The organism is Holophagales bacterium (assembly GCA_016699405.1).
Classification (GTDB): domain Bacteria; phylum Acidobacteriota; class Thermoanaerobaculia; order Multivoradales; family JAGPDF01; genus JAAYLR01.
In genome coordinates this window covers 1,382,618-1,407,176 of record CP064972.1, presented here as the reverse complement: position 1 = coordinate 1,407,176, position 24,559 = coordinate 1,382,618, and the positions used below count along the sequence as shown (strand labels likewise).

16 protein-coding genes are annotated in these 24,559 nt (G+C 72.1%); 8 read left to right on the top strand and 8 right to left on the bottom strand.

Annotated features, from left to right (window positions below; translation table 11 throughout):
• Positions 1-50 precede the first annotated feature (50 nt).
• The 3 genes from IPJ17_06035 to IPJ17_06025 all read left to right on the top strand — a co-directional run bounded on the left by IPJ17_06035 (position 51) and on the right by IPJ17_06025 (position 3,871).
• The gene (locus IPJ17_06035; protein ID QQR75140.1) at positions 51-602 is read left to right on the top strand and encodes a YbhB/YbcL family Raf kinase inhibitor-like protein; all 552 of its coding nucleotides are present in this window, start codon (positions 51-53) and stop codon (positions 600-602) included.
• Positions 603-707: 105 nt separating this feature from the next.
• On the top strand, positions 708-2,315 hold the full coding sequence (locus tag IPJ17_06030) for a vanadium-dependent haloperoxidase (protein ID QQR75139.1): 1,608 nt from the start codon (positions 708-710) through the stop codon (positions 2,313-2,315).
• Between the two features lie 65 nt (positions 2,316-2,380).
• Positions 2,381-3,871 (top strand): hypothetical protein, encoded by a 1,491-nt coding sequence (locus tag IPJ17_06025; GenBank protein ID QQR75138.1) that lies wholly within the window; start codon positions 2,381-2,383, stop codon positions 3,869-3,871.
• A gap of 55 nt (positions 3,872-3,926) precedes the next feature.
• Here the strand turns inward: IPJ17_06025 and IPJ17_06020 are convergent, their stop codons facing one another.
• Positions 3,927-7,199 (bottom strand): PAS domain S-box protein, encoded by a 3,273-nt coding sequence (locus IPJ17_06020; GenBank protein ID QQR75137.1) that lies wholly within the window; start codon positions 7,197-7,199, stop codon positions 3,927-3,929.
• Positions 7,200-7,456: 257 nt separating this feature from the next.
• Between IPJ17_06020 and IPJ17_06015 the strand changes: the two genes are divergently transcribed.
• On the top strand, positions 7,457-8,062 hold the full coding sequence (locus tag IPJ17_06015) for a hypothetical protein (GenBank protein QQR75136.1): 606 nt from the start codon (positions 7,457-7,459) through the stop codon (positions 8,060-8,062).
• Positions 8,063-8,114: 52 nt separating this feature from the next.
• On the opposite strand, the gene IPJ17_06010 is transcribed toward IPJ17_06015, so the two are convergent.
• Positions 8,115-9,419, bottom strand: a complete 1,305-nt coding sequence (locus IPJ17_06010; GenBank protein QQR75135.1) for a sigma-54-dependent Fis family transcriptional regulator — start codon at positions 9,417-9,419, stop codon at positions 8,115-8,117.
• Positions 9,416-10,645, bottom strand: a complete 1,230-nt coding sequence (locus IPJ17_06005) for a HAMP domain-containing histidine kinase (GenBank protein ID QQR75134.1) — start codon at positions 10,643-10,645, stop codon at positions 9,416-9,418. The genes IPJ17_06010 and IPJ17_06005 overlap by 4 nt, the downstream gene beginning before the upstream one ends.
• 210 nt (positions 10,646-10,855) lie before the next feature.
• Here IPJ17_06005 and IPJ17_06000 point away from each other — a divergent pair, with 210 nt between their 5' ends.
• From IPJ17_06000 to IPJ17_05990, 3 genes are all read left to right on the top strand, one after another.
• Positions 10,856-11,425, top strand: coding sequence for a hypothetical protein (locus IPJ17_06000; GenBank protein QQR75133.1), 570 nt, complete (start codon positions 10,856-10,858; stop codon positions 11,423-11,425).
• 88 nt (positions 11,426-11,513) lie between these two features.
• Positions 11,514-12,743, top strand: a complete 1,230-nt coding sequence (locus IPJ17_05995) for an MFS transporter (protein ID QQR75132.1) — start codon at positions 11,514-11,516, stop codon at positions 12,741-12,743.
• Positions 12,740-13,930 carry an MFS transporter gene (locus IPJ17_05990; GenBank protein QQR75131.1) on the top strand — a complete coding sequence of 397 codons (1,191 nt, stop codon included), beginning with the start codon at positions 12,740-12,742 and terminating at the stop codon, positions 13,928-13,930. The genes IPJ17_05995 and IPJ17_05990 overlap by 4 nt, the downstream gene beginning before the upstream one ends.
• Before the next feature lie 55 nt (positions 13,931-13,985).
• On the opposite strand, the gene IPJ17_05985 is transcribed toward IPJ17_05990, so the two are convergent.
• The 3 genes from IPJ17_05985 to IPJ17_05975 all read right to left on the bottom strand — a co-directional run bounded on the left by IPJ17_05985 (position 13,986) and on the right by IPJ17_05975 (position 21,376).
• Positions 13,986-15,890, bottom strand: coding sequence for a sigma 54-dependent Fis family transcriptional regulator (locus tag IPJ17_05985; protein ID QQR75130.1), 1,905 nt, complete (start codon positions 15,888-15,890; stop codon positions 13,986-13,988).
• Positions 15,891-16,088: 198 nt separating this feature from the next.
• A complete protein-coding gene (locus IPJ17_05980; protein ID QQR75129.1) occupies positions 16,089-18,767 on the bottom strand; it encodes a protein kinase in 2,679 nt (892 codons plus the stop codon).
• A complete protein-coding gene (locus tag IPJ17_05975; protein ID QQR75128.1) occupies positions 18,764-21,376 on the bottom strand; it encodes a protein kinase in 2,613 nt (870 codons plus the stop codon). The genes IPJ17_05980 and IPJ17_05975 overlap by 4 nt, the downstream gene beginning before the upstream one ends.
• Before the next feature lie 210 nt (positions 21,377-21,586).
• Here IPJ17_05975 and IPJ17_05970 point away from each other — a divergent pair, with 210 nt between their 5' ends.
• A complete protein-coding gene (locus IPJ17_05970) occupies positions 21,587-21,877 on the top strand; it encodes a DUF454 family protein (protein QQR75127.1) in 291 nt (96 codons plus the stop codon).
• Between the two features lie 64 nt (positions 21,878-21,941).
• On the opposite strand, the gene IPJ17_05965 is transcribed toward IPJ17_05970, so the two are convergent.
• Together IPJ17_05965 and IPJ17_05960 are read right to left on the bottom strand one after the other, a co-directional pair.
• Positions 21,942-23,201: a citrate synthase gene (locus IPJ17_05965; protein QQR75126.1), complete on the bottom strand. Its 1,260-nt coding sequence runs from the start codon at positions 23,199-23,201 to the stop codon at positions 21,942-21,944.
• Positions 23,202-23,358: 157 nt separating this feature from the next.
• Positions 23,359-24,558, bottom strand: coding sequence for an ABC transporter permease (locus IPJ17_05960; protein ID QQR75125.1), 1,200 nt, complete (start codon positions 24,556-24,558; stop codon positions 23,359-23,361).
• Position 24,559: the final 1 nt, after the last annotated feature.

Here is a 24,559-nt window from a genome sequence, read left to right as displayed (position 1 = left end):
CGGCAGACGCCTGTCGGGGTGAGGAGTACCATCGTCGACGAGGGCCGACGATGAACCGCCCCGTTCGACCGCTTGCCTGGACCGCGTCGCTGGCGCTCGCCGCGGCGATCGCCGCCGGCTCGGCGCCGGAGGCTCCCATGGAACTGACCTCGACCGCCTTCGCCCACCAGTCCGCCATTCCGGCTCGCCACACCTGCGACGGGGCGGACCTCTCGCCGCCGCTCGCCTGGAGCGGCGTTCCGGCCGGCACGCGGTCGTTCGCGCTCGTCGTCGACGATCCCGACGCCCCCGACCCGACGGCACCGAAGATGACCTGGGTCCACTGGGTGCTCTTCGATCTACCGCCCGAGACGACGGCTCTGCCGGAGGGCGCGAGCGAGCGGCTCCCGCCCGGCGCGCGCGACGGGCTCAACGACTGGCGGCGCTCCGGCTGGCGCGGGCCCTGCCCGCCGATCGGCCGGCATCGCTACTTCTTCAAGCTCTTCGCGCTCGACACGACCCTCCCGCAGCTCGCCCGGCCCGACAAGGCGGCGCTCGAGAACGCGATGGCCGGTCATGTGCTGGCGCGTGCCGAGCTCGTCGGCACCTACCTGCGGCGCTAGATTCCCGGCGGCTTTGCCGATCCGGCAGCTCCGCTTCCCGAGATGGCGGCTGTTGCACTAGTCTGCGCGCCACAACTCACGCTGTCGGCACCTGCAGGAGGAACCATGCGTTCGATCTCCGTGCGCCTCTCCGCTCTCGCTGCGCTCGCGCTGTTCGGCACCCATCCGCTCACGGCTGACGTCGTGCGCGACTGGAACGCCGTACTGCTCGGCGCCGTTCGCGTCGACAGGACACCGCCACCGAAAGCCTCGCGCGCCATGGCGATGACCCACGTGGCGATGTACGACTCGGTCGTCGGCGCGCTCGGCGGCTACGAACCGTATGCCGTCACCGAACCGGCGGGGCCGCTCCCGCTGTCGGCCGAGGCCGCGGCGGCCGCCGCGGCACACATGGTGCTCGGCGAGCTCTTCCCCGCACAGCAGGCGACCTTCGACGCCGCGTTGACGAGCTCGCTGGCCACCATCCCGGACGGCGCCGCCGAGACCAACGGGATCGCCTGGGGCCATCACGTCGCCGCGGCGATCCTCGCTCTGCGCGCCGCCGACGGCGCGGCCGCGGTGGTTCCCTACAGCGGGCCGGAAGGCGCCTCCTGGTGGGAGCCGACGCCGCCCGCCTTCGCCGCACCGGCATTTCCCAACTGGCCGTACGTCATGCCCTGGAGCCTCGCGCGCGGCTCCGAGCTCCGCGCTCCGGCACCGCCCGCTCCGATGACCGCCGAGTATGCCGCGGCGTTCGACGAGGTGAAGCGTCTCGGCGCGATCAACAGCCTGGAGCGCACCGCCGACCAGACCGAAATCGCGCTCTTCTGGGCCGACGGACCGGGCACCGCGACCCCGCCCGGACACTGGCACGAGATCGCCCAGCAGATCGCCGAACGCGAAGGGCTCTCGCTCGTCGCGAGCGCCCGGCTGTTCGCCTTGCTCGCCATCTCCGAGGCCGACGCGGCGATCGCCGCCTGGGACATGAAGTACACCTACGGCCATTGGCGCCCAATCACCGGCATTCGCGAAGCAGCGAGCGACGGCAACCCGGCCACGGTGGCCGATGCGAGCTGGACGCCGTTCATCACCACGCCGAACTTCCCCGCCTACGTCTCCGGCCACAGCACCTTCAGCGGCGCAGCCGCGCGGCTGCTCGGTCTCTTCTTCGACGGCGACGATTTCGCCTTCGACACCACCACGGCGGCGATGCCCGGGGTCGAACGCTCCTTCACCGGCTTCTGGCAGGCGGCCGAAGAGGCCGGCCAGAGCCGCATCTACGGCGGCATCCACTGGCAGTACGACAACCGGGTCGGTCTCGAGATGGGTCGCCGGCTCGCCGAGCAGGTCTACTTCTCGCACCTCGCGCCGATCGAGACCCCGGGGCCGTGCCTCGCCGAGACCGCGGAGCCCTGTCTGCTCGGCGACCGCTACCGCGTCAAGGTCGACTGGGCTGCTCCGACCTTCACCGGCGGCGGGACGGCGATCGAGCTCGGGCGGGACTCGGCGGGCTTCTGGTTCTTCTCGCCGGACAACGTCGAGGTGGTCGTCAAGGTGCTCGACGGCTGCGCGATCAACGACGCCGCGTGGATCTTCGTCGGCGGCGTGACCGACCTCGAGGTCACGGTCACCGTGGTCGACACCTGGACGGGACGGACGCGGCGCTACTTCAACCCGGGCGGGCGGCCGTTCACGGCGATCCGCGACGTCCACGCGTTCGCCAACTGTTCGTAGGCACCGGGAGCGGGCCGACGCCGCCGGCGGGCAACCTGCGGCGGCGTTCGGCGTAGGAGGGTTCGATGCGACGCGCTCTCGCCGCCCTCGTGCTGATGGGAGGGCTCGGCTCGCTCTGGTGGCTCTCGCGGCCGAGCGCGAGCACGCGCGCCGCCTGGGTCGCCGACCTCGAGCGACTCGAGAGGCACACCGCCACCGCCTACGCCAACCTGGGCGACCGCCTGGCGAGCCGGCACCTCTCGCCGCGCGAGCTCGACCGTGTCGCGCGTGCCGCACTGGCACGCGCCAGCAGCCGGTCGGAAGCCCGCCACGCGCTCGAACGCTTCGTCGCCGCCTTCGACGACGCGCACTTCCGGGCCGCTGCCCCGGTCGGTGCGGGACAGCGGCTGCTGCGGCGATTGCTCGGCCGAGAGCGCCGCGATGCCCGGCCGATTCCTCTTGCCTTGCCGGGCGACGACGCCTGCGCCCGATTCGGCGCGCACGATCGGCGGGACGGCCCGATCGCCTGGTCCACGCTGGACGGATTCACCCCTCTCGACGGCGACGCCGCGACCCATCCGTTCCCGGCCGGGTTGCTTCGCCGCGCCGACGCAGGACCGCTCGCGATCCTGCGGATCGGCCTCTTCGACGCCTTCGCCTTTCCTGAGCTCTGTGCGGCCGAGTGGGACCGCTTCCGCACCGACCCGACGACACCCGAGGCGGCGTGCGACGAGGACTGCCGTGAGCGGTTCGCCACGCGGCTGGAACGAGCGCTGCTCGATCGGCTCGACGCCGAGCTCGCCGAGCTCGCCGAGCTCACGACGAGCGGGGCGAACACGTTGCTCGTCGACATCACCGGCAACGGCGGCGGCAGCGGTATCGTCGGCGCGATGACTCGGGCCATGACGACCCGGCCGATTCCACCGCGCGCGACCGGCTTCATCCGCCATCCCCACTCGACCCGGCGGCTCACCGCGATGGCCGAGGACCTGCGGACCGATCTTTCCCGATCGGATCTCTCGACTCGGCAACGGGCGCTGCTCGGTGAGGCCCTTCTCCGCCTCGACACCGCGATCGCCGAAGCGGCGAGTCCATGCGATCTGCCCGACCTCTGGTCGAGCCCCACGGGAACGTCGCTCCCGTGCGCGACGATCGGCCGACTCGAGCCGCTCGCTCCCGCTGCCACCGCCGCCGACTTCGCGGGCCTCGAGAGCCGCTGGCTCGCCGGCAGCGAGGACGGCCGGAGGCCCGGCGCCTGGCGCGGCGAGCTTGTCGTGCTCGTCGACCGTCGCACCGCGTCGGCGGCCGAGGACTTCGCCGCCAGCCTGCAGGACGCCGGTGCGGCGCGCGTTGCCGGCGAACGCACGATGGGCGTCGGCTGCGGCTACACCGACGGCGGCGTCACCCTCGAGCTCCCGGCAACCGGCCTGACCGTGCGCGCCCCCGACTGCGTCCGCTTCCGCGCCGACGGCCGCAACGAAGCCGAGGGCGTCGAGCCCGATCTGCCGATCGCGCGCAACCCCGGCGACGACGCTCAGGCCGCCGCACGGAGGATCGTCGCGGCGATCTCGAGCTGATCCTTGCCCCGGGACGTCCGAGCCGGCTGTCGCCCGGACGATCCCGCGGGGGGACTCAGCCCCGAGGCTCGACCCCCGCGAGCAGCCGGTCGAGCGTTTCGGCGAGGGCTTCGACGGTGTCGGGCTTGAGGATCAGGGCGCGAATCCCGAGGCGTTCGGCGGCGGCCTCGTCCTCCGGGCGCAGATAGCCGGAGAGCAGAACCACCGGAAGGGCCGGGCGCAGGGCGAGTGCCGACTCGGCGAGCTCGAGCCCGGAGAGCCGCGGCATCGACAGGTCGGTCACCAGGGCGTCGAACGCCTGCGGGTCGGACTCGAGCGCCCGGAGCGCCTCGTCGGCATCGACGTAGCCGTGGACGACGAAGCCCCGACGCTCGAGCAACCGGCGCGCCAGGAAGACCAGCGCCTCGTCGTCGTCGACGTAGAGGAGCCGGCTCTTCGTGCGCTCGGTTGCCGACCCGTTCGGCGACTGCGACGGGGCCGGCTCGATCGCGTCGCTCGCCGCGCGCTGCAACGCCTCGGCGGAGACCGCCGGCAGATAGAGCGCGAACTCGGTCGGCCCCCCGATCCGGCTCTTCACCCCCACGGCTCCGGCGTGACCGACGACGAATCCGTGGACGACCGAAAGGCCGAGCCCCGAGCCCATCCCCGGCGGACGACTGGTGTAGAACGGATCGAAGACCCGCTGCACGACTTCCGGTGACATGCCGCAGCCGTCGTCCGTCACCCGGATGCGGACGTATCGCCCCTCCTGCAGCTCCGCCACCTCGCGAGCGAGCTCCGGCCCGACGTCGATCGTCTCGACCCGCAGGGCGATGCGCCCGCTCGCCTCGCCGATCGCCTGGCCGGCGTTGGCCAGCAGGTTCACCACCGCTTGATGGAGCTGCCCGCCGTCGATTTCGAGCCGCAGCTCGGCCGGACCGGCGTCGACGTCGAGGGTGATCCGCGCCGGAAGCGTCGCCCGCAGGAGCGCGACGGCCTCCTCGAGAATCGGTCGCACGGCGAGGATCTCGCGGCGCGGCATCTCCGGCCGGCCGAAGGCGAGGATGCGGCGCACCAGCTCGGCGCCGCGAACGCAGGCCTTCTCGACCTCGTCGAGACTGGTGCGTGCCTCCCCTCCCGTGGGCGAGTCGGCGGCGGCGAGCCGCGCATTGCCGCGGATCGCCAGCAGCAGGTTGTTGAAATCGTGAGCGATGCCGGTGGCCAGCGTGCCGAGCGCCTCGAGCTTCTGCGAGCTCACCCGCACCGCTTCGAGGCGCCTGCGCTCGGTCAGGTCGCGCAGCACGACGTGAATGGCGCGGACACCTTGATCGAGGAACGGAGCCGCTACGACTTCGACGTCGACGGTCTGCCCGTCGAGCCGCACGATCCGCTCCTCGGCAAGCGGAACCGGCTCGCCGAGCTCGCGCAACCGGCGCACCCGCTCGCGGATCGCCTCGTGGAAATCGGGATGGAAGAGCTCGAGCGTCGGACGGCCGAGGAGCTCCTCGGGGCTCGTGGCGCCGAAGAGGCGGAGACAGGCCGGATTGACCAGCGTCACGCGATCCTCGCGATTGACGTAGATCGCCTCGGGCGAGGTCTCGACCAGCGCGGCGTAACGCGCCTCGCGCTCGCGCAAGACCGCTTCGGCTCGCTTCCGCTCGGTGATGTCGCGATCCATGCCGCGATAGCCGGTGAGCTCGCCGGCGGCATCGAACACCGGGACGCCACTCGTTTCGAGGACGACCTCGTGACCGTCGCGGTGCAGGTTCACGTTCTCGACGGCGGTCAGACGCTCGCGGCGGGCGACGGCTCCGGCGAACAGCGCGGCGACCCGTTCCGCCTCGTCGGGGCGCATCAGCTCGAACGGAGTGCGGCCGATCATCTCCTCCGGTGCGTAGCCCAGAAGGTCGGCAACGCGTCGGCTGGCGAAGGTGTAGCGCCCGCTCGCGTCGACCTCCCAGATCCAATCGAAGGTGGTCTCCATGAGCGCCCGGTAGCGCTCCTCGCTGGCGCGAAGCGCCATTTCGTGCAGCTTCCGCTCGGTGATCGACTCGTGGGCGACGATCACCCGACGCGGCGGAGCTCCGTCCATCGCCGTGACCTGTACGACGAACCAACGCTGCGCATCGGGCGAGTGGCACGGATACTCGAAGCTCGCCGAGCCGGTCGTGCCGGCGATCGTGGCGCGGATCGCCGCGGCGACCCGAGCCGCCGTCGGCCGGTCGACCCCTTCGACGCGATCGCACGTCTCCAGGTAGTTGGCCCCTTCGCACACCGCCGCGAGCACAACGCCGTTGGCCACGGCGAATTCCCTCCAGGCGCGATTCACCGCGACGATCCGCCCGTCGGTGTCGAGCACGGCGAGATGGGCCGAGAGTCCATCGAGCGTGGCGCGCTGCAGGCTCAGCGCCTCCCGCACGGTCGCCTCGGCGCGGAGTCGCAAGGTCACGTCGGTGACCACTCCGTGCCAGACGGTTCCTCCGTCGGCCTCGCGCACCGGCGACGAGCACCCTTCGAGCCAGATCTCGCCGCGCTCCGGATGACGCACCCGGAAGGTACTGCGCCAGAGCGACAGGTCCCGCTCGGAGATCGCGCTCGTTTCGGCGAGCGCCGGAACGTCCTCCGGGTGGAGGTAGTCGAAGAGCGTCGTGCCGTCTCGCGCCGCCGCCGCCCGCGGCACCGGGAAGAGTCTCTCGATCGCCGGCGACATGTAGGGGAACGACATCTTCCCGTCGGGCCCGCGCCGGAACGAATAGACGACGCCGGGCGAGGTCTCGACGATGCGCGCCAGCTGCTCGCGCAGCTCGAGCTGACCGCGCGCGGCCGCCTCTTCGGCCAGCCGCGGTCGCAGGTCGCGCAAGAAGATCGCCACGCAGCGCCGGCCGCCGATGTCGACCTTGCTCAGGCGTCCTTCGAGCGGAATCTCCTCGCCACGGGCCGTCACTCCGCGCAATTCGCCCATCGGCTGCGGCGTCGACAGTCCGTCGCTCGAGGTGGCGAATCGCGCCACCCACTCGCGATGCTCGTCGCGGATCGCCTGCGGCAGCAGCCGGTCGAGCGGACCGCCGGCGATCTCGTCGCAGGTCAGGCCGAAGAGCTCGCTGCCCGCCCGATTGCACAGGAGGACGCGCCCGTGCTCGTCGGCGACCAGGACACCCTCCTCGGTGCAGTCGAGCATCCAGTCGAAGAGGAGCTCGCGCTCGCTTCGCGAGATCGGTTCGAGCGAGTCCTTGGCGGAACGCACGGGGCGTCGTGGATCTTCGGGGGAGTCCGGCATCATCGACAGGTTGCCGTTCGGCGAGACGATGGGCGATCGCCGCGCGCCGCGACGGCGCTTGCCGGGAATCATCGCACCGGAACGGCCTGCTCGCACGGGGCCGACCGCGGATTCATTTCCCCGGAGGCTCGCGGCGGACGAGCTGCATGTCTTGCCGTCGTCCGGCAGATCTTGCAGGACGGCGAGCTGGCGCGCTTTCGCCTCTCTTCGATCGTCATCGCCAACCCGTTGATCTCAGGGCGGTTACGCTACGAGCGCCGCTCGGCGCTCGCTGGCACCGCCCGTGCGATAGGAGATCGGCGCGGGACTCGACCCCAAGGAGGTTCACGATGAGTCACGACGCACGCTATTGCACGCTCGCCACGGTCGCTGTTCTTCTGCTCGCCGGGATGCTCGAAACTCCGGCCGTCGCCCAACGCGGCGGGCGCGGCGGAGGCGGCGGAGGCCAGACGGGGCTCGGACCGGGAGGAGGGAGCCGGTCCGGACAGGGGCACGGCCAGGCCAACGGCGATCGCCAGAGGATCCACGCCACGACGCCCGGAAGCGGTCCGCTCGCCGGCTGCGACGGCACGGCGCAGCAGGCTCGCGACCAGGCGCGAGACCTCGCTCGTGGGGCGCGCCGCAGCCAGTTCGACGCGTCGGCGGCGCGGCGCGATCGCGACCGCTTGCACCAACAGGTCGATCAGATGCTGGCCGGCTATGCGAGCTACCGCCAAGGTCTCGACGCCGCCTCGGCGAGCCGGATCGAGGAGCGACAGCGCGATCTCACAGCCTCGTCCGACCGCCTGCGTCAGCATCTCGTCGCGCTCGACGGAGCGCTCGACGTCGCCGATCCCGACCCGGCGCGAGTCGCCGAGGCGGCCCGCAGCGTCGCGCGGGCGACCCGCGACTGGCAGTTGCACCTGCGCGAGCTCGGCAGCGCCGCGGGTTCGTGACCGGATCGCGGAGCTCGACCGGCGAGGAGGCGCGCGAGCCCTCCTCGCCGGCTCACCTCAGACCGAATTCGCGCAGTCGGTTGTAGAGCGTTCGTACGGAGATGCCGAGGAGGCGCGACGCCTGCTCGCGGTTGCCTCCGGTGCGCGAGAGGGCTTCGAGGATCGCCCGCTTCTCCCGTTCGGCGAGCAGCAGCGGGTCGTCGCCCTTCGGAGCGCCCACGCCGCCGCTGTCGAGCACCGGGAGATCCACCGACCGGATCGTCGAGCCGCTCCCCGCGATCAAAGCCCGCTCGAGCACGTTGCGCAGCTCACGCACGTTTCCCGGCCAGGAGTGACGGCGCAGCCGCGACCAGCACTCCGCATCGGGCTCGCGGGGCGGAAGACGGTGGCGATCGGCGAGCGAGCGCACCAGCGCCGGCACCAGCAGATCGAGGTCTCCCGGACGTTCGCGCAGCGGCGGAAGCTCCAGCGTCACCACGTTGAGGCGGTAGAAGAGGTCGGCCCGAAAACGCCCCTCGGCGGCCCCGCTGGCGAGGTCGCGATGGGTCGCCGCGAGCAGACGGATGTCGACGCCCACCGGCCCCGTGCCACCGACCCGTTCGATCGCTCGCTGCTCGAGAGCGCGGAGGAGCTTGGCCTGCACCGGCTCGGCGAGCTCTCCCACCTCGTCGAGGAACAGCGTGCCGCCGCTCGCCAGCTCGAAGCGGCCGCGTTGCCGCTGGACGGCTCCGGTGAAGGCGCCCCTCTCGTGACCGAACAGCTCGCTCTCCGCCAGGCTCTCCGGCAAGGCCGCACAGTTGACGGCGACGAACGGCCCGCGCGCCCGCGCGGAGCGACGATGGACGCGCCGGGCGAGCAGCTCCTTGCCGGTGCCTGACTCGCCACGCACGAGGATCGTCGCGTCGGTTGCGGCCGCACGGTCGGCGAGCGCCAGAACCTCGAGCGTCCGCGCGTCGTGGGTCAGGAACTCCTCGCCGCTCGGCGCCCGCTCCGGCTGACCGAGGGCCGAACGCACGACCCTCCGGAGCTCCGCGGGGCTCGCCAGCGGCTTGGTCAGGTAGTCGACGACGCCGGCCCGCATCGCCTCGACCGCCTGCGGGATCGTCCCGTAGGCGGTCATCAGCACCACCGCCGGGGGATGCGGCAGCGCCGCGAGGCGCCCGGCGAGCTCGAGGCCGGAGAGACCCGGCATGCGCTGATCGGTGAGCACCAGATCGACGTGGTGCTCGCTCGCCAGGCTGAGCGCCCGCACGCCGTCTCCGGCCTCGAGCAGCTGGTAGCCGTCCACCCGCAGGATGTCGACCAGCAACTCGCGAAAGGCCGCGTCGTCGTCGACGAGGAGGACTTTGGCGATCATGCCCCGCCCTCCACCGCGAGGAGTCGCAGCCGCGCCACGGCACCCCCTCCGGGACGCGCCACGAGCTCGAGCGAGCCGCCGTTGGCCATCGCCAGCGCGCGGGCGATCGGCAAGCCGAGTCCGGTGCCGTCGTGGCGACCGGTCGCATAGGGCTCGAACCAGGCCTCGGGGTTCGAGCCCGGACCCGGGCCGCGATCGGCGACGTCGGTCTCGAGAAGACGTCCGCGACGCCGCACCACGACCTCGATCCGGCTCCCGTCGTCGCTCACCGCCCGGGCGTTGTCGAGCAGATTGACCAGAATCTCCCGCAGGTGCTCGGGATCGACCGTGGCGGCCAGATGCGGCGGACAGGCCACGACCACACGCTCGTCACCCCGCGCGATCTCGGCGAGGAAGGGCTCGAGCTGCAGCATGGCGGGCTCCGCCGTCGGAGGGCGGGCGTAGTCGAGCAGCTCCGCGAGCAGCCGGTCCATCCGGTCGACTTCGCCGAGGATGCGCTCGAGCCGCGGGCGCGAGTCCCCGTCGCTTTCCTCGAGCAGCAACTGACAGGAGCCCTTGACCGTCGCGAGCGGGTTGCGCAATTGGTGGGCGAGACCGGCTCCCGCCCGCCCGAGCCCTTCGAGGCGACGCCGGTCGACCGCTTCGAGCTCGCGAGCTCGCTCGCGTCGCGCCCCGCGGACCGCCACCAGGGCCAAGCCGACGAGAGCCGCGGCCGCCGCGCTCGACGCCGGCAGGAGCGCTCGCTCGACGAGGGAGGGCCTTCGGACGGCGGCGTCGACCCAGATGCCGAGCGTCCGCCGCGCCGGGGCTCGCGCACCGCGCCAGCCGCCGCCGGTGGCGAGCCCGGCCGAGGGCGGCCCTCCACCCCAGGTGCGACCCAGCGAGAGCTCGACGCGCTGGTCGGGATCGCGCTCCAGGCGTGCGACGGAGGCTCCCGCTCGCCGCTCCCAGTCGCCCTCGGGAGTAGCGAGCGCGATGCCCTCGATCCAGTCGGCGTTCTCGTCCTCCATCGTCGCGAGCAGACCGGGTGCCGCGGCAGGTCCGACGTCGCGCAGCTCCGCCTCGATGCGGTGAGCGAAGCGGAGCACCCGGCCGTCAAGAGCGGATTCTCGACTCTCCGCCAGCCCGCGTGCCGCCGTCCAGCCGAGAGCGACGAGAGCAGCGGCCGCCCCGACTGCGGCGATCACCGCGCCGACCTCCCAGCGGTTCGCTCGCCGGTCGTCCATGCCGACCACTGTACTTCTCGAGGGCCTCGGCGCGAATCCCCTGCAGCCGTTGCAGTGCCTGGCTGCAAGAGCTGCAGTCTCGTCGCTGCCGGCCGAGCGCGCGAAGCCGCGGGGACAGCGCCTCTCGGCCCACTCGCCCCTGGCATCGCCCTTGATACCCGTTCGGAGCCGACCGGGATGACCCCGGCGCCACGATTCGGAGATCTCGCGATGAACCCGCGCGCCCCCTTTGCTCTCGCCTCCCTGTTCGCCCTCGCCGCCACCACCGCTGCTCTCGCGGGACCTGGCGGCAACCGCTGTTCGCGGTCGAGCAGCGGCGAACCGCTCCCCTTCGCCGGCAAGGTGGTGACCGTGGAGCGCGAACCGGGGGCCGGCACGACGCTCGTGCTCGACAACGGCCAGGAGCAGCAGCGGCTTCACCTCGGCCCGGTTGACGTCCTGGAACGCCAGAAGATCGTCTTTGCCGCCGGCGACGCCGTCGCTGGGGTGGCCTTCGACGCCCCCTGCCGCCACGACGCCCGGGTCGTGGGATGGATCGAGAAGTCGGCATCCCACGAGAAGGTGACGTTGCGCGACGAGGCCGGGCAGCCCTCCTGGCGGGGCGAAGGACGGGGCTCTGCGGGCGAGGGACGCTGCCTCCGAGCCGGCGACGGCGAGCACGCCGGACGGCACCGGGGAGCCCGCGCCGAGCGGGGTCCACGGTGCGGCGCCGAGCGCGAGCAGGAGTCGCGCGCTGGGCGTGGCCCGGGCCGCGCGGCCTGCGTCGGCTCCCGTCGCTGAACGCGTCTCGATGCCGGACGGGTGGAACCGCGCCGGTCGAAACGGGGGCATGGCATGATCCGCCACGGCCCGCACCGCGGGCGTTCCCATGCCGACGCCCGCACCGACCCTCGTCCACGTCTCGCCCCGCGACCGCACACCCGGATTCCGGCGCGCGGTCGCGCTGCCCTGCCTGCTGCTGCTGGGCGCGATGTTCAACCTCACCCTGCCGGTCGCCGGGTTGAAAGAGCTCATCCTCGACGAGCTCGGCGGCACGGTCACCGACGCGGCGCTCTTCCTCACGGTCGAGATGGCCGCCTATCTGCTGTTCGCGCCGCTCTGGGGGGTGCTCTCCGACCGCACCGGGCGACGCAAGCCGTTCATCGTCGCCGGGCTCGCGGGCAGCGGCGCGGTCTATTTCGCCTATCTCGGGGTCGACTCGGTGGGGACGCTGCTCGCCTTGCGGTTTCTCCAGGGAGCGCTCTCGGTGATGGGCTGGTCGACGGCGATGACGCTCGTCGCCGACCACGCCGAGGAGTCTCGGCGCGGACGCACGATGGGTCTGCTCGGCGCGGCGCTGATCCTCGGCGTCGGTCTCGGCGCGCCAGTCGGCGGTTACGTGACCCGCCACCTCGGTGCGCGAGCACCCCTCGAATGGGCCGGCTGGATCTTCCTCGCCCTCGCCGTCGCCGCTCTCGCTCTCCCCGAGGGAGGACAGGGCGGCGCACACGCCCCACGGCTCGCCGAGATCGGCGCGGCGCTGCGCGCTCGCCCGCGCCTCCTTCTCCCGTGGGCGTTCCATCTCGTCGACCGCCTGACGGTCGGCTCCTTCATCGTCGTCTTCCCGCTCTATCTCGCGGCCCTGGGCGCCGGCGACGCCGCCCATCGCGGTCGCTATCTCGGCCTCTTCTTGCTGCCGTTCGCGCTCCTCCAGGCGTGGACCGGGCGATTGTCCGAGCGCACCGGCGCGGCGCTGCCGCTCGTCTGGGGAACGCTCGGCTATGGGCTGGTGCTGACGTTCGTCGGCCTGGCCGACCTGCTGCTGCTCTGGCCGGCGATGATCGCCCTCGGCGTGCTCGCCGCCTTCATGTTCCCCCCGACCCTTACCCTCACCGCCCAGCTCGCCGACCCGCGCACGCGCGGTAGCGCGATGGGTGGCTTCAATTTCGCCGGCTCGCTCGGCTTCGCCCTCGGCCCGCTGCTCGGCGCCTGGGCACAGCGTTCGGGCGGCTTCGCCACCGTCTTCGCCGTCACCGGCGCCCTGCAGATCGCCCTCGCCCTCACCGGCGCGGCGCTGCTCCGCCGCTGGGGAGCGCTCGGCGGGAAGGACCCAGCATGACGACGACTTCGAGCTCGCCCAACTCCGGCCCAGCTCTCCGCACCCGCGGAGCGCTCGCCACCGTCTACCTCGCGGTCTTCATCGACCTGTTCGGCTTCGGCATCCTGCTGCCGGCACTGCCCTACTACGCGCAGAAGCTGGGAGCGAGCGGACTGACCCTCGGCATCCTCTTCTCGTCGTACTCGATCGCCCAACTGCTCGGGGCCGCCGCGCTCGGGCGGCTTTCCGACCGCTTCGGTCGCCGCCCGGTGATGATCGCCAGCCTCGCCGGGTCGGCGGTCTCGTTCGGTCTCTGCGCGCTCGCCTCGACACTGCCGATGCTCGCCGGCGCGCGAGCGCTCGCCGGGCTCTTCGGCGGTTCGATCGCCGCGGCGCAGGCGGTGATCGCCGACGTGACGCGCCCGGAGGAACGAGCGAAGTACATGGGGTTCCTCGGCGCCTCGATCGGGCTCGGCTTCGTCGCCGGACCGGCGGTCGGCGCGCTGCTCGCCCCGTGGGGCTTCGGCGCTGCGGCGTGGGCTGCTGCCGGCCTCGCCCTCGTCAACCTCGTGCTCGCCGCCGCGCTGCTGCGCGAGACGCGCCATCCGGACAGCGACGCCGCACGCCGCTTCCGATTCGACCTGCTGTTCGACGCGCTCGAGCGCAAGCCGCTCAACCGCTACCTCGCGGCCACCTTCCTCAACACCTTCGCCTTCCTCGCCCTCGAGGTCACGCTGGCGTTTCTCGTCGCCAGGCGCTTCGCCCTTCACGAGCGAGGCTTCGGCAGCATCATGGTCTTCGTCGGCGTGCTGATCATCATCGGTCAGGGCGGTCTCGTCGGTCCGCTCACCCGTCGCTTCGGCGAGGCGCGCCTGGCCACCTGGGCCTGTGTCGGCCTCTCCGGCGCCTTGCTCGCCGTGCCGTCGATGCCGAGCCTCCCGCTTCTGCTCGTCGCCCTGGCCGCCGCCGCGCTCGCGCAGTCGCTGGCGTCGCCGTCGCTCGCCGCGCTCCTCTCGCGCGCCAGCGGCGCCGACGAACAGGGCGGTGTCCTCGGCCTCGGCCAATCGCTCTCCGCTCTGGCGCGAGCCATCGGCCCGGCGATCGCCGGAGCGCTGTGGGATCTCGGCGCGACGTGGCCCTATGCGGTCGGGGCGGTCGTGGCGATCGCGGCGGGCCTTGCCGTGGGATTCTCAGCCGAGGTCGGCTGAGGCGGCCACGCTCCGCTCTCTGCTGCGGCACGCGATCGGCCGGCCCCCTCCCCGCTCAGCGGATCGACAGCCGCTGCATCTTCATCGTCAGGCCGTTGCGGGTGATCCCCAGGCGTCGGGCCGCCTCCGTCTTGTTGCCGCGGGCGGCTGACAGAGCCTGCTCGAGCGCGGCCCGCTCGACCTCGTCGAGCCTCGCCTGGAGCGGGCGCTCGTCCACCGCGAGCGCGGAGGCGACGGCGTCGACCCGCCCCGGAGAAGCGGCGGCACCCCGGTCGTGGTCGCTTCCCTCGCGATCCCACGGCCCGGCACCATGTCGCGCCCGCTGCTCGATCGCCCAACGGATCGGGGCGAACCGCTCGCTCTCGAGGGCGTGGCCGTCGGCGGCGAGCAGTGCCGCGCGTTCGACCTCGCTCTTGAGCTCGCGCACGTTGCCCGGCCAGTCGTGCTCGACGAGCAGGGCGAGCGCCTTGCACGAGACGCCGCGCAGGTGCTTGCCGTAGCGCGCCGCCGCGGCCGAAGCGAAGGCCATCACCAGCGCCGGAATGTCCTCACGCCGCTCGCGCAGCGGCGGCAGATGGAATTGGAGCCCGCGCAGGCGATAGAAGAGGTCGGCGCGGAAGCGGCCGGTGTGCACCAGGTCGGGGAGGCTCTTGTTCGATGCCGAGATCACGCGCACGCGGATCTTCTTCGGCTGATGGCTGCCGATCGGCAGCACCTCGCGCTCCTGGAGGGCACGCAGGAGCTTCGCCTGCAGCGGCTCGGGCATGTCGCCGATCTCGTCGAGGAAGAGGCTGCCGCCTTCGGCCTTCAGAAAGAGCCCGGGGCGCGGGTCGACCCCCGTGGCCACCCGCGCCTCGACGCCGAAGAGCTCGGCCTCGAGCAGGTCGGTGGGGATCGCCGCGCAGTTGATGGCGATGAACGGCCGGCCCGCCGTGCTGCCCGAGGAGTGGATCGTCCGCGCCACCATCTCCTTGCCGGTCCCGGTCTCGCCGAGCAGCAGCACGTCGAGATCGCTCCTCGCCGCCGCCTGCAGGCTCTCGAGCAGACCGCGCATCGCCGCCGATTCGCCGAGCACGAACTCCGGAGGCAAGGCGAGCGGCTGCGGCCCGACGGCGCGCACCTCCCCCCGGCGTCGCGCCGACGGCCGGACGCGCTCTGCCAGGTGCTCGAAGAAGTCGCGCTGCCAGGCGCGCAGTCGACTCGCCGGCTGCGCGAGCACCGCGGCGAGCACAAGCGTCTCGCCGGCCGGGCTCGTGAGGAGCGAGCGCTCGCTGCCGAGCGGCCGAGAGCGCGCCCCCCCCGAGGCGGGAGCACGCGGACTCTGGCGCCCCGTCTCGTGCGCCGCCTCGCCGAGCAGCGCCTCGGTGGGCAGCGGACCGACGCAGAGCAGCAGCGAGGGCTCGACGGCGCTCGCTCCGCGGTCGAGGACGAAGAGGCTCTCGGCAGCGAGCACCTCCCGCGCGCCTTCGAGCAGCGACCGGGAGTGGGGTTCGGCGGGATCGAGTCCGCGCCCCTGGGCACCGCGAACCCAGCGGAGCGCAGCGAGCGCCGCCTCGCCGTCGCCGTGGGCGTCGAGGATGCCGAGGATCGAGTCGGTGGCGGCCGCCGGAGCGATCGTTGCCGCGACGTGGGTGGCGTCGGCGACGAACTCCAGCCCGAGCCGCGCATCGGAGCTGTCGACCTCCTCGAGGCGCAACCAGGCGCGACCGATCTGCACCGCATCGCCGGGCGCAAGCGTGATCTCGGTGTGGCGTTGCCCGCCCTGCAACAGTCCGTTCTTCGAGCCGAGATCGACGAGCCGCAGCGAGCGACCGCATCGCTCGACCTCGGCGTGGTGACGCGAGATGCCCGGCCAAGGCAGGTGCAGGTCGGCATCGGGCGCGGCGCCGAGCGAGCAGCGCTGCTCCGGCAGGTCGAAGTACTTCGTCGATTCCTCGAAGCGAACGGCGAGGCGGAGCATCTCTGCAGCCTCCGGCGGAGCGGGTCTGCGCAGAAGTATATGACGGCGTAGTGCAGTCGGAGTCGCCTGTCGTCCCGCTCGGGAGGGCGTCGCTGTCGCGCCCCGCCGCCGGGAGGGCGCGCCGTCTGACCCGCGACGAGGCTCGATCCGACCTTGCAACCGCCCTCGCCTTCATCCTTCGGGAAGGTCCCGACTCGATCACTCCTTCGTGGCGACTGCCCGGCGCGCGATGCGGACCTCGCGTGCGCGCAGCTCGCCGAGGAGCGCGCGCGCATGGACGCTCCGCTCTCGATCGCGCTCGGCGAGCGCCACCGCCTCGCTGGCGGCGCGGTGCGCCTCGTCCCATCGGCCGAGCCGGGCGAGGGCCTCGGCTTCGGTCGAGCGCAAGGCGAAGACCGTCTCGGAGGCGAGCTGACGGTCTCGCGACAGCTCGTCGAGAAGCGCTTTCGGATCGTCTCCCAGAGCCAGCCGGAGCTCGAAGGCGAGCCAGCGGAAGAAGTCGGGGCTGCCGCTCGTGTCCCAGGCGACAAACGGCACATCTTGACGCCGCAGCTCGCGCCCGCGATGCAGCTCTGCCCAGGCAACCAGGAGATCGCAAAGAATGCGCTCCCCCGGCACACCCTCACCCCGCCGTGTGGCGATCGCCGCGACCTCCTCCCACCGCCCCTGCTCGGCGAGCGCCAGGCTCGCGCCTTCGAGAAACTCCCAGCTCTTGCGGCCGACGAGCTCGTTGCTGCCGGCACTGATGCCGCGCTGGTACCAGTCTGCGGCCCGCGCCAGCTCGCCACGCAGGTGGAACGCCCGCGCCACGTCGTAGGCGATCTCGGCCGGCGCCTCGGCGCGCGCACGCAACGCCTCGGCGCGTGACTCCGCCTCGCCAGTCGCTCCACCGGCGATGGCGACACGGAGCACCACGCGGCTTGCCCACTCGCCGAGAATGCGATCGCCGGCCCGCCGTGCGAGCTCGCTCGCCCTCTCGGCCTCGCGCCGAGCTTCCCCGAAGGCCGCGGTCGATTCGAGCTTGCGCACCTGGCGGAGCGCTTCGTAGGCGGCCACTCGGTCCCGCTCGCGCTCGGCGGCCGGCACGCTCGATGTCTCGTCCTCGCGCAGGAAGCCGTCGAAGCCGACCGCGAGATCGCGTCCATCCTGGTAATGGACTCGGATCGTTCGCTGCGCTGCGTCCACCTCGACCGCCGGCCGCGATTTGGTCATGAAGCCACGCGGCAGCAGGGCGTACCAGGCCAAGGACGTGGCCGAAACGACGCGACTCTCCTCCGGGGTCGAAGCTGCCTCCACGCCGACAAGAGGGGCGGCCGGCTCGCCGATCCGAGGCGAGAAGCGCACTGCCGCAAGCGCCGAGTACCAGCCCATGCGGTTCGCGGTGCCCTGAAAGATCAGCTCCGGTCGCCCGTCATCATCGACATCGGCGGTCGCCATCGGATAGTGGTGACCGCCAGCGACGAGGATCGGTCGCCCCCGGCGCAGGCGCGGCTCGTAGAGCACCGTGAAGCTCGGCCAGCCGATGGAGTGCGTCGACGTGGCCACGATCTCGTCGACGCCGTCGCCGTCGAGATCGAAAGCCCGAAGCCGCGTTCCGTAGCTGTTGGACATCTCCGCGAAGACCGTCGACAGATCGGCCAATATCGCCTCTTCGGCGACGGCTCCCGTCTGCGGATCGAGGAAGGCGAGATGGCGGCGCGACTCCGGATCGTACTTGCCCGGCGGACCGAGCAGCGCCGCGAGACGCATGGGGCCATGCGGCTGCAACCGCACCGGCACGAAGTTGTCGGCGAGCGCCACGTCCGTCCGCCGCCAGAGCTCCCGGCCGGAACGATCGACAGCCGCCAGGGCGTCGTCGCCGACGATCGTCATGTGATCGAACCCGGCGCGCCACCGCATCCACGCCAGGCCGGCGATCGCCACCGCGACGAGCAGGGACGACGCCGTGACGATCGCACCGCGCCGCAACAGTTTGCGCCGCAGCACGGTCCGCGGGATCCGCTCCCCTTCGAGGTCCGCCAGCACCTCCTCGGCGGTCGCATAGCGCCGATCGGGCTCCTTCTCCAGCAGTCGCCCGACCACCTCCGCCAACCACGCCGGCACCTCCGGCCGCAGGTCGCGCACGTCGGGCGCCGGCTCGTTCAATCGGGCCAGGACCGTGGCGAAGGTCGAACGCCGCTCGTGCACCGGCTTGCCGGCGAGCATCTCGAAGAGGGTCACGCCGAGCGCATAGAGATCGCTCCGGCCGTCGATCTCCTCGCCGAGGGCCTGCTCCGGCGACAGGTACTCGGCCGTGCCCACCACCGCGAGCGACGAGGTCGCCCGCGTCGCGTCGGCGTCGAAGCGGCGCACCAGCCCGAAGTCGGCGAGCTTGGCCCGCCCCTCGCCGTCGATCAGCACGTTGCCCGGCTTGACGTCGCGGTGCACGATGCCGCGCGCGTGGAGCACCGCGAGACCCGAGAGCACCTCGCGAGCCACCCGCACGGCGTCGGCGACCGGGAGCGGCTCGCGCAGCAGCCGTTCGCGCAACGGCTCGCCCTCGACCAGCTCCATCGTCAGGAAGGCCACCCCGTCGCTCTCGCCGGCGCCGTCGACGCGCACCAGGTGCGGGTGAGCGAGGCCGACGAGCAACGCCGCCTCGCGCGCGAGCCGCTGCCGACTCGCCCTTGACAGCCTCTCGGCTCGCAGCGCCTTGACCGCGATACCCCGGCCGCTCTCCTGGTCCACCGCGCGATACACCACCCCATAGCCGCCGGCCCCGAGCACCTCGCCCAGCCGGTACCGACCGGCGAGCAGCGCACCGACCGGCAACGGCGGCGGGAGCCCGGGGGGCTCGAGCAGCGAGCCCACCGTCTCGGTCGACGGCCGCTCGGTCAACCGCGCGGACTCCGCAAGAGATGTTCGAGGCGCCGGGCCCGCTCGCCGAGGTCGGCGAGGAAGGCTCGGGCATGGATCTCCTGTGGCGCTCGCCGCCTGGCCTCGGCGAGAGCCGCGCGGGCGTCGGCCAACGCCTCGCCGGATCGCCCGAGCCGCGCCAGGAGCTCGCTGCGCAACGACAGAAGAAGGAAGGAGGTCTCGGTCGCCGACGCGCGCTCCCGTTCGACCGCGGCGAGCAGCTTCTCGGGAGCCTCGCCACTCGCGGCCGCGAGCTCGAAGCGAAGCAGGCGGACAAGCTCTGGCGCATCGGCCGCCGCGGCGGGAAGTCGGGTCTCGGCTGGCGGCTGGCCGGCTCGCCAGCGCGCCCAGGCCTCGTAGGTCCTCCCGAGCTCGCCCATCGCGGCGGGGTCGACCTCTTCGGCCCGCCGACAGGCTTGCGGAATCTCGTTCCAGCGCCCGAGCTCGGCCAACACCAGGACGGTTCCCTCGAGGTACCCGCCGCACCGGCGGGCCACCGCCCGGCGATCGGAGTCGGCGAGCCCTCGCTCGTACCAGACGAGCGCCCGGTCGAGGTCACCCGCCAGGTGGAAGGCCTGCGCCGCCTCCATGGCGACGGCCAGGCCGGCAGCCGAACGCACGGCGAGAGAGGAGGCGAGGCGGTCGGCCTCGAGGCGCGCTCCCGCCGCTACCAGGGCGCGCACGCGGATTCGTTCGCCCCATTCGGCGAGCGGACGGTCGCCCGCCTCCGTCGCCCGCGCGCTCGTCTCGCGCGCCAGCGCTTCGGCTTCTGCCGGCCTCCCGGCCGACAGTTGGCGATCGGCCTGCCGCATCGCCGCGTAGGCTCGCGCACGCGCCGCGGCGCGACCGGCCGCGGGCATTTGCGGCTTCGAGGCGTCGGCGAGGAAGCCGTCGAAGCCGACCTCCACGACGCGACCGTCGCCGTACACCACGCGGAGTCGGCGTTGCGCCTCGTCGATCTCGAGCGGCGCGTTGCCTCCGCGCGGCGTCCCGGGAGGCAGCAGTGCATACCAGAGTGGCCCCCTCCCGCCGACCGGCTCCACGTCCGGGGTCGTCGGGGGCGAATCGTCCGGTCCAGCCGTCGAGTCGGCTCCGCCATTCCCCGGCACCCGAACGGCAGCGAGCGCGGTGGACCAGCCGATGCGGCTCGCCGTGCCGAGCAGGAGCAACTCCCGCCGACCGTCGCCGTCGACGTCCACCGCCGCGCCAGGGCGATGATGGCCCGCTGCCACGAAGAGGGTCTGCGACCGCCGCCGGGCCGGATCGTAGGCCACGACGTAGCTTGGCGGGAGCGATTCGTGGCAGTAGGCGACGTAGACCTCGTCGATTCCGTCGCCGTCGATGTCGAAGGGATGGAGCGTCCAGAGGTAGCGGTTGGATAGCCCAGCGAAGGCACGCGGGGCGACGTCGGGCAGCTCGACGCGGTCGATCTCCGCGCCGCTCTGCGCGTCGAGCAGGGAAAGACGATGACGGGCTGTCGGATCGATCACGGCCGCCGGAGCGAGGATCGACGCGACCGCTCGGCGCCCTCCGGGCAGCTGCAGGGCGACGAAGCTCCGGCCGCGCCAGTCCCCCTCCTTTCGCCACAGGACGCGCCCGGCACGGTCGAGCGCCACGGCGGCGCCCGTCGCGTCGCTGGCGACATGGTCGAAGCCGGCCCGCGAACGGGCGAATCCCCAGCCGGCGGCGAGCGCCCCGGCGAGAGCGGCAACCCCCAACGCGACCAGCCCCGAGCGCACCAGACGGCGCCGCCGCACGTCGCGTGGCGTCCGCTGCCGCTCGAGATCGGACAGCGCCTCGCGAGCGGAGCCATAGCGCCGCTCGCGGTTCTTCTCGAGCAGGCGCTCCACCACCCCGGCGAGCCAGAGAGGAACGTCGGCACGCAGCTCGCGCACATCGGGCGCCGGCTGGTCGAGGTGCGCGAGGACGAGGGCGAACGTCGAGCGCGGTTCGTTCACCGGGCGACCGGACAGCATCTCGAAGAGCAGCACGCCGAGCGCGTAGAGATCGCTTCGCCCGTCGAGCTCCGCGCCCAACGCCTGCTCCGGCGAGAGGTACTCGGCCGTGCCGATCACCGCCAGCGACGACGTCGCCCAGGTGGCCTCCGCCTCGAAGCGCCGCACCAGGCCGAAATCGGCGAGCTTCGCTCTCCCCGCCCCGTCGAGCAGCACGTTGCCCGGTTTGACGTCCCGGTGGACGATCCCGCGCGCGTGCAACGCGGCGAGCCCCGACAACAGCTCGCGGGCGATGCGCACCGCCTCGGCGAGCGGCAGCGGCCCGCGGAGCAGCCGCTCGCGCAGCGTCTCGCCTTCGACGAGCTCCATCGTCAGATAGGCGACGCCGTCGGCTTCGCCGGCGGCGAAGACCTTGACCAGGTGCGGGTGCTCGAGCCCGTCGAGCAGCAACGCCTCGCGGCGGAGTCGCTGGCGGATGCTGTCGGAGAGCCGCTCGGCACGCAGCGCCTTGACCGCCACCTCCTCGCCGCTTTCGCCGTCGACGGCGCGGTAGACGACGCCGTAGCCGCCGACGCCGAGCACTTCGCCGAGCCGGTAGCGCCCGGCGAGCCGCGTCCCCGGCGCAAGCGGCGGCACGGGCGTCCCTTCGGGCGACGGCCCTACCGTCTCGGTCTCTCGCGTGCGCTGCCGCATCGACTGAGCTCGAAGTCAGCGGGATTCTAGCTTCGTGCGGTCGGCTTACCAGTCACCCGGTCGAGAATGCCACCCCCGCGGGGGCCGACACCCACCCGACAGGCGACGGGACACCGCCTGTGCTACCTTCCCGGACCCGGAGCCCCGCCGACGATGGACCTGCGCCGTCCCCGCCGCCCACGCCGTCATCTGGCGCCCCTGCCGCTGTGGATCCGCGGCATGCTCTGGCTGGTCGGCTGGCTCTTCCTCCTCCTCGGCGTCGCCGGTCTCTTCCTTCCGGTGCTCCAGGGCGGTCTCTTCCTCGTCATCGGCGCGGCGATCATCTCGCTCGTCAGCCGGCGCGTGCACCACTGGCTGCGCTCGGCCTTCGGCAAGTGGCCGCGCGCCTGGAAACGCGTCGAGCGCTTCCGCCGCTGGCTGCACGGCAAGCTGCATCGAGAGTAGACCGGGAGTAAAGCAAACGGCCCGGCGCGAGCCGGGCCGTGGGTCGAACCGCAGGAAGTGTGGGTCAGCGCTTCTCGAGCGGCACGAACGGACGCTGCGTCTCGCCGACGTAGATCTGGCGCGGGCGGTTGATGCGGGCGCCACCGTCGCGCATCTCCTTCCACTGGGCGATCCAGCCGGGCAGGCGGCCGAGCGCGAACATCACGGTGAACATGTTGGTCGGGATGTTCATCGCGCGGTAGATGATGCCGCTGTAGAAGTCGACGTTCGGGTAGAGCTTGCGCTCGATGAAGAACTCGTCCTTGAGCGCCACTTCCTCGAGGTTCTTGGCGATGTCGAGCATCGGGTCGTTGACGCCGAGCTTGGCGAGCACCTTGTCGGCGGCCTTCTTGAGGATCTTGGCGCGCGGGTCGAAGTTCTTGTAGACCCGGTGGCCGAAGCCCATCAGCTTGAAGCCCGAGTTCTTGTCCTTCGCCATGTCGATGTACTTCTTGTAGTTGCCGCCGTCCTTGGCGATGACGTCGAGCATCTCGATGACTTCCTGGTTGGCGCCGCCGTGACGCGGGCCCCACAGGGCGCAGACGCCCGCGGCGATCGTCGCGAAGAGGTTGGCGTGCGACGAGCCGACCATGCGCACCGTCGACGTCGAGCAGTTCTGCTCGTGGTCGGCGTGCAGGATGAGCAGCATGTTGAGCGCGTCGTCGAGCTCCTTGGCCACCGAGTGCGGCTCCGCCGGCACGGCGTACATCATGTGCAGGAAGTTCTCGGTGTAGGACAGGTCGTTGCGCGGGTAGACGAACGGCTGGCCGATCGACTTCTTGTACGAGAAGGCGGAGATCGTCGCCACCTTGGCGATCAGACGGACGATGTCGAGCTCCGGGTCCTCGTTCGGGTAGTAGGTCGAGAGCGTCGCCACCATCGCCGACAGGATCGCCATCGGGTGGGCGTTGGTCGAGTAGCCCTCGAAGAACTTCTTCATGTCCTCGTGGATCAGGCTGTGGTACGTCAGCTTCTGCTTCCACTCGGCGAGCTCCGCCGCGTTCGGCAGGTGCCCGTAGATCAGCAGGAAGGCCGTCTCGACGAAGCTCGCCTGGCCGGCGATCTCGTCGATCGGAATGCCGCGATAGCGCAGGATGCCGCGGTCGCCGTCGATGAAGGTGATCGCGCTCTTGCAGGAGCCGGTGTTGCCGTAGCCGTCGTCCAACGTGATCGCGCCGGTCTTGTCGCGGAGCTTCGAGATGTCGATGCCGACCTCGCCCTCACTGCCGACCGTCACCGGAAACTCGTACTCTTTGCCATCGAGAATCAGTTTCGCCGTGCTCATTGAGGTCCTCTGGGGAATGACTGAGGCCGCGGGACTGCGGTCGGGCCGATTGTAGTCCCGGCACCGGGGGCTCAACCCCGCCCTCCGGGGTGGGAGAGGCGGACCCGATGACCCTCGTCCCGGGCCGGGCGCCCCGCGCCCGACCCGGGAGGGCGGGTCACGCCTCGCGCAGGGCCGCCACCACCGGCAGCCGGGCCGCGCGGATCGCCGGCAGCAGACCGCCGAAGAGGCCCATGAGCAGGGCGAAGAAGATCGCCTGGACGAGCAGCGCGGGCGTCACGTCGAAGGCGAACGAGACCTGGCTGAAGCTCGACCAGTTGAGCGTCGAGGCCTTGAAACCGTCGAATGCCGCGTAGGCCAGCCCCCCGCCCATCACGCCGCCGGCGAGCGCCAGGAGCAGCGACTCGACGAGCACCGAGCAGACGACCGGTCCGGCACCGAAGCCCAGGGCGCGCAGGGTGGCGATTTCGCGGGTGCGCGCCGCCACCGCCGAGTACATCGTGTTGAGCGCCCCGAAGATCGCGCCGATCGCCATGAGCAGGGCGATGGTCGTCCCGAGCCCGCGAATGATGCCGACGATCGCCCGCGACTGGGCGGCGTAGTGCTCGCTCTGGCGCAGCACCTTGACGTCGAGTCGCGGGTCGGTGGTCAGCGCGTCCTTGAAGCGCTCGAACGCCTGCGCCGATTCGAGCTTCACCGACACGCTCTGGAACGACGAGCCGCGACGGTAGGCCGGCTGCAGGACGCCGACATCGGTCCACAGCTCCGACTCCCAGAGCGAGCCCCCGGCCTCGAAGAGCCCGACCACCTCCCAGGTGTTCTCGCCCCAGCGCTGCTTCGACCCGACGGTGAGACCGGCGAACTGCCCGGCCGCCGCCCGGCCGACGATGATCTCGTTCTTGCCCCACTCGAACATCCGGCCTTCGACGATCTTCACGTTGCCGCGCACCGCGAAGGCCGCCGGCTGGACGCCGCGCAACGGCACGTTGGCGGGCGTGTTCGTGGTGCGCTTGGGCAGATCGACGACGACGAAGAGCTCGGCCGAGGCGAGCGGCCCGCTGGCATCCCGGGCGACACCCGGAGCCTGGGCGACGATCTGCGTCGCATCGCGTAACAGCGCGCTCATCATCTCCGAGTCGCCGCCGGAGCGCATCACCAGCGCGTTCTCGGGAGATCCGGCCTCGACCAGGGTCTTGCGGAAGCCTTCGCCGATCGACAGCACGCCGACGAACACCGCCACCACGCCGGCGACGCCGACGACCGTGGCCAGGGCGGCACCGCGGCGCTGCGGCACGGTGGCGAGCGAGACGCCGGTGACGACGCCGATCTGACGAATCCAGGCGATGGGAGAAGCCATG

What these genes read in the sequence shown, in the direction of transcription:
- IPJ17_05960 (QQR75125.1), bottom strand. Translation starts at nt 24,558, where the DNA reads ATGGCTTCTCCCATCGCCTGGATTCGTCAGATCGGCGTCGTCACCGGC.
- IPJ17_06000 (QQR75133.1), top strand. Translation starts at nt 10,856, where the DNA reads ATGAACCCGCGCGCCCCCTTTGCTCTCGCCTCCCTGTTCGCCCTCGCC.
- IPJ17_05970 (QQR75127.1), top strand. Translation starts at nt 21,587, where the DNA reads ATGGACCTGCGCCGTCCCCGCCGCCCACGCCGTCATCTGGCGCCCCTG.
- IPJ17_06005 (QQR75134.1), bottom strand. Translation starts at nt 10,645, where the DNA reads ATGGACGACCGGCGAGCGAACCGCTGGGAGGTCGGCGCGGTGATCGCC.
- IPJ17_05965 (QQR75126.1), bottom strand. Translation starts at nt 23,201, where the DNA reads ATGAGCACGGCGAAACTGATTCTCGATGGCAAAGAGTACGAGTTTCCG.
- IPJ17_06020 (QQR75137.1), bottom strand. Translation starts at nt 7,199, where the DNA reads ATGATTCCCGGCAAGCGCCGTCGCGGCGCGCGGCGATCGCCCATCGTC.
- IPJ17_06035 (QQR75140.1), top strand. Translation starts at nt 51, where the DNA reads ATGAACCGCCCCGTTCGACCGCTTGCCTGGACCGCGTCGCTGGCGCTC.
- IPJ17_06010 (QQR75135.1), bottom strand. Translation starts at nt 9,419, where the DNA reads ATGATCGCCAAAGTCCTCCTCGTCGACGACGACGCGGCCTTTCGCGAG.
- IPJ17_05985 (QQR75130.1), bottom strand. Translation starts at nt 15,890, where the DNA reads ATGCTCCGCCTCGCCGTTCGCTTCGAGGAATCGACGAAGTACTTCGAC.
- IPJ17_05990 (QQR75131.1), top strand. Translation starts at nt 12,740, where the DNA reads ATGACGACGACTTCGAGCTCGCCCAACTCCGGCCCAGCTCTCCGCACC.
- IPJ17_06030 (QQR75139.1), top strand. Translation starts at nt 708, where the DNA reads ATGCGTTCGATCTCCGTGCGCCTCTCCGCTCTCGCTGCGCTCGCGCTG.
- IPJ17_05995 (QQR75132.1), top strand. Translation starts at nt 11,514, where the DNA reads ATGCCGACGCCCGCACCGACCCTCGTCCACGTCTCGCCCCGCGACCGC.
- IPJ17_06025 (QQR75138.1), top strand. Translation starts at nt 2,381, where the DNA reads ATGCGACGCGCTCTCGCCGCCCTCGTGCTGATGGGAGGGCTCGGCTCG.
- IPJ17_06015 (QQR75136.1), top strand. Translation starts at nt 7,457, where the DNA reads ATGAGTCACGACGCACGCTATTGCACGCTCGCCACGGTCGCTGTTCTT.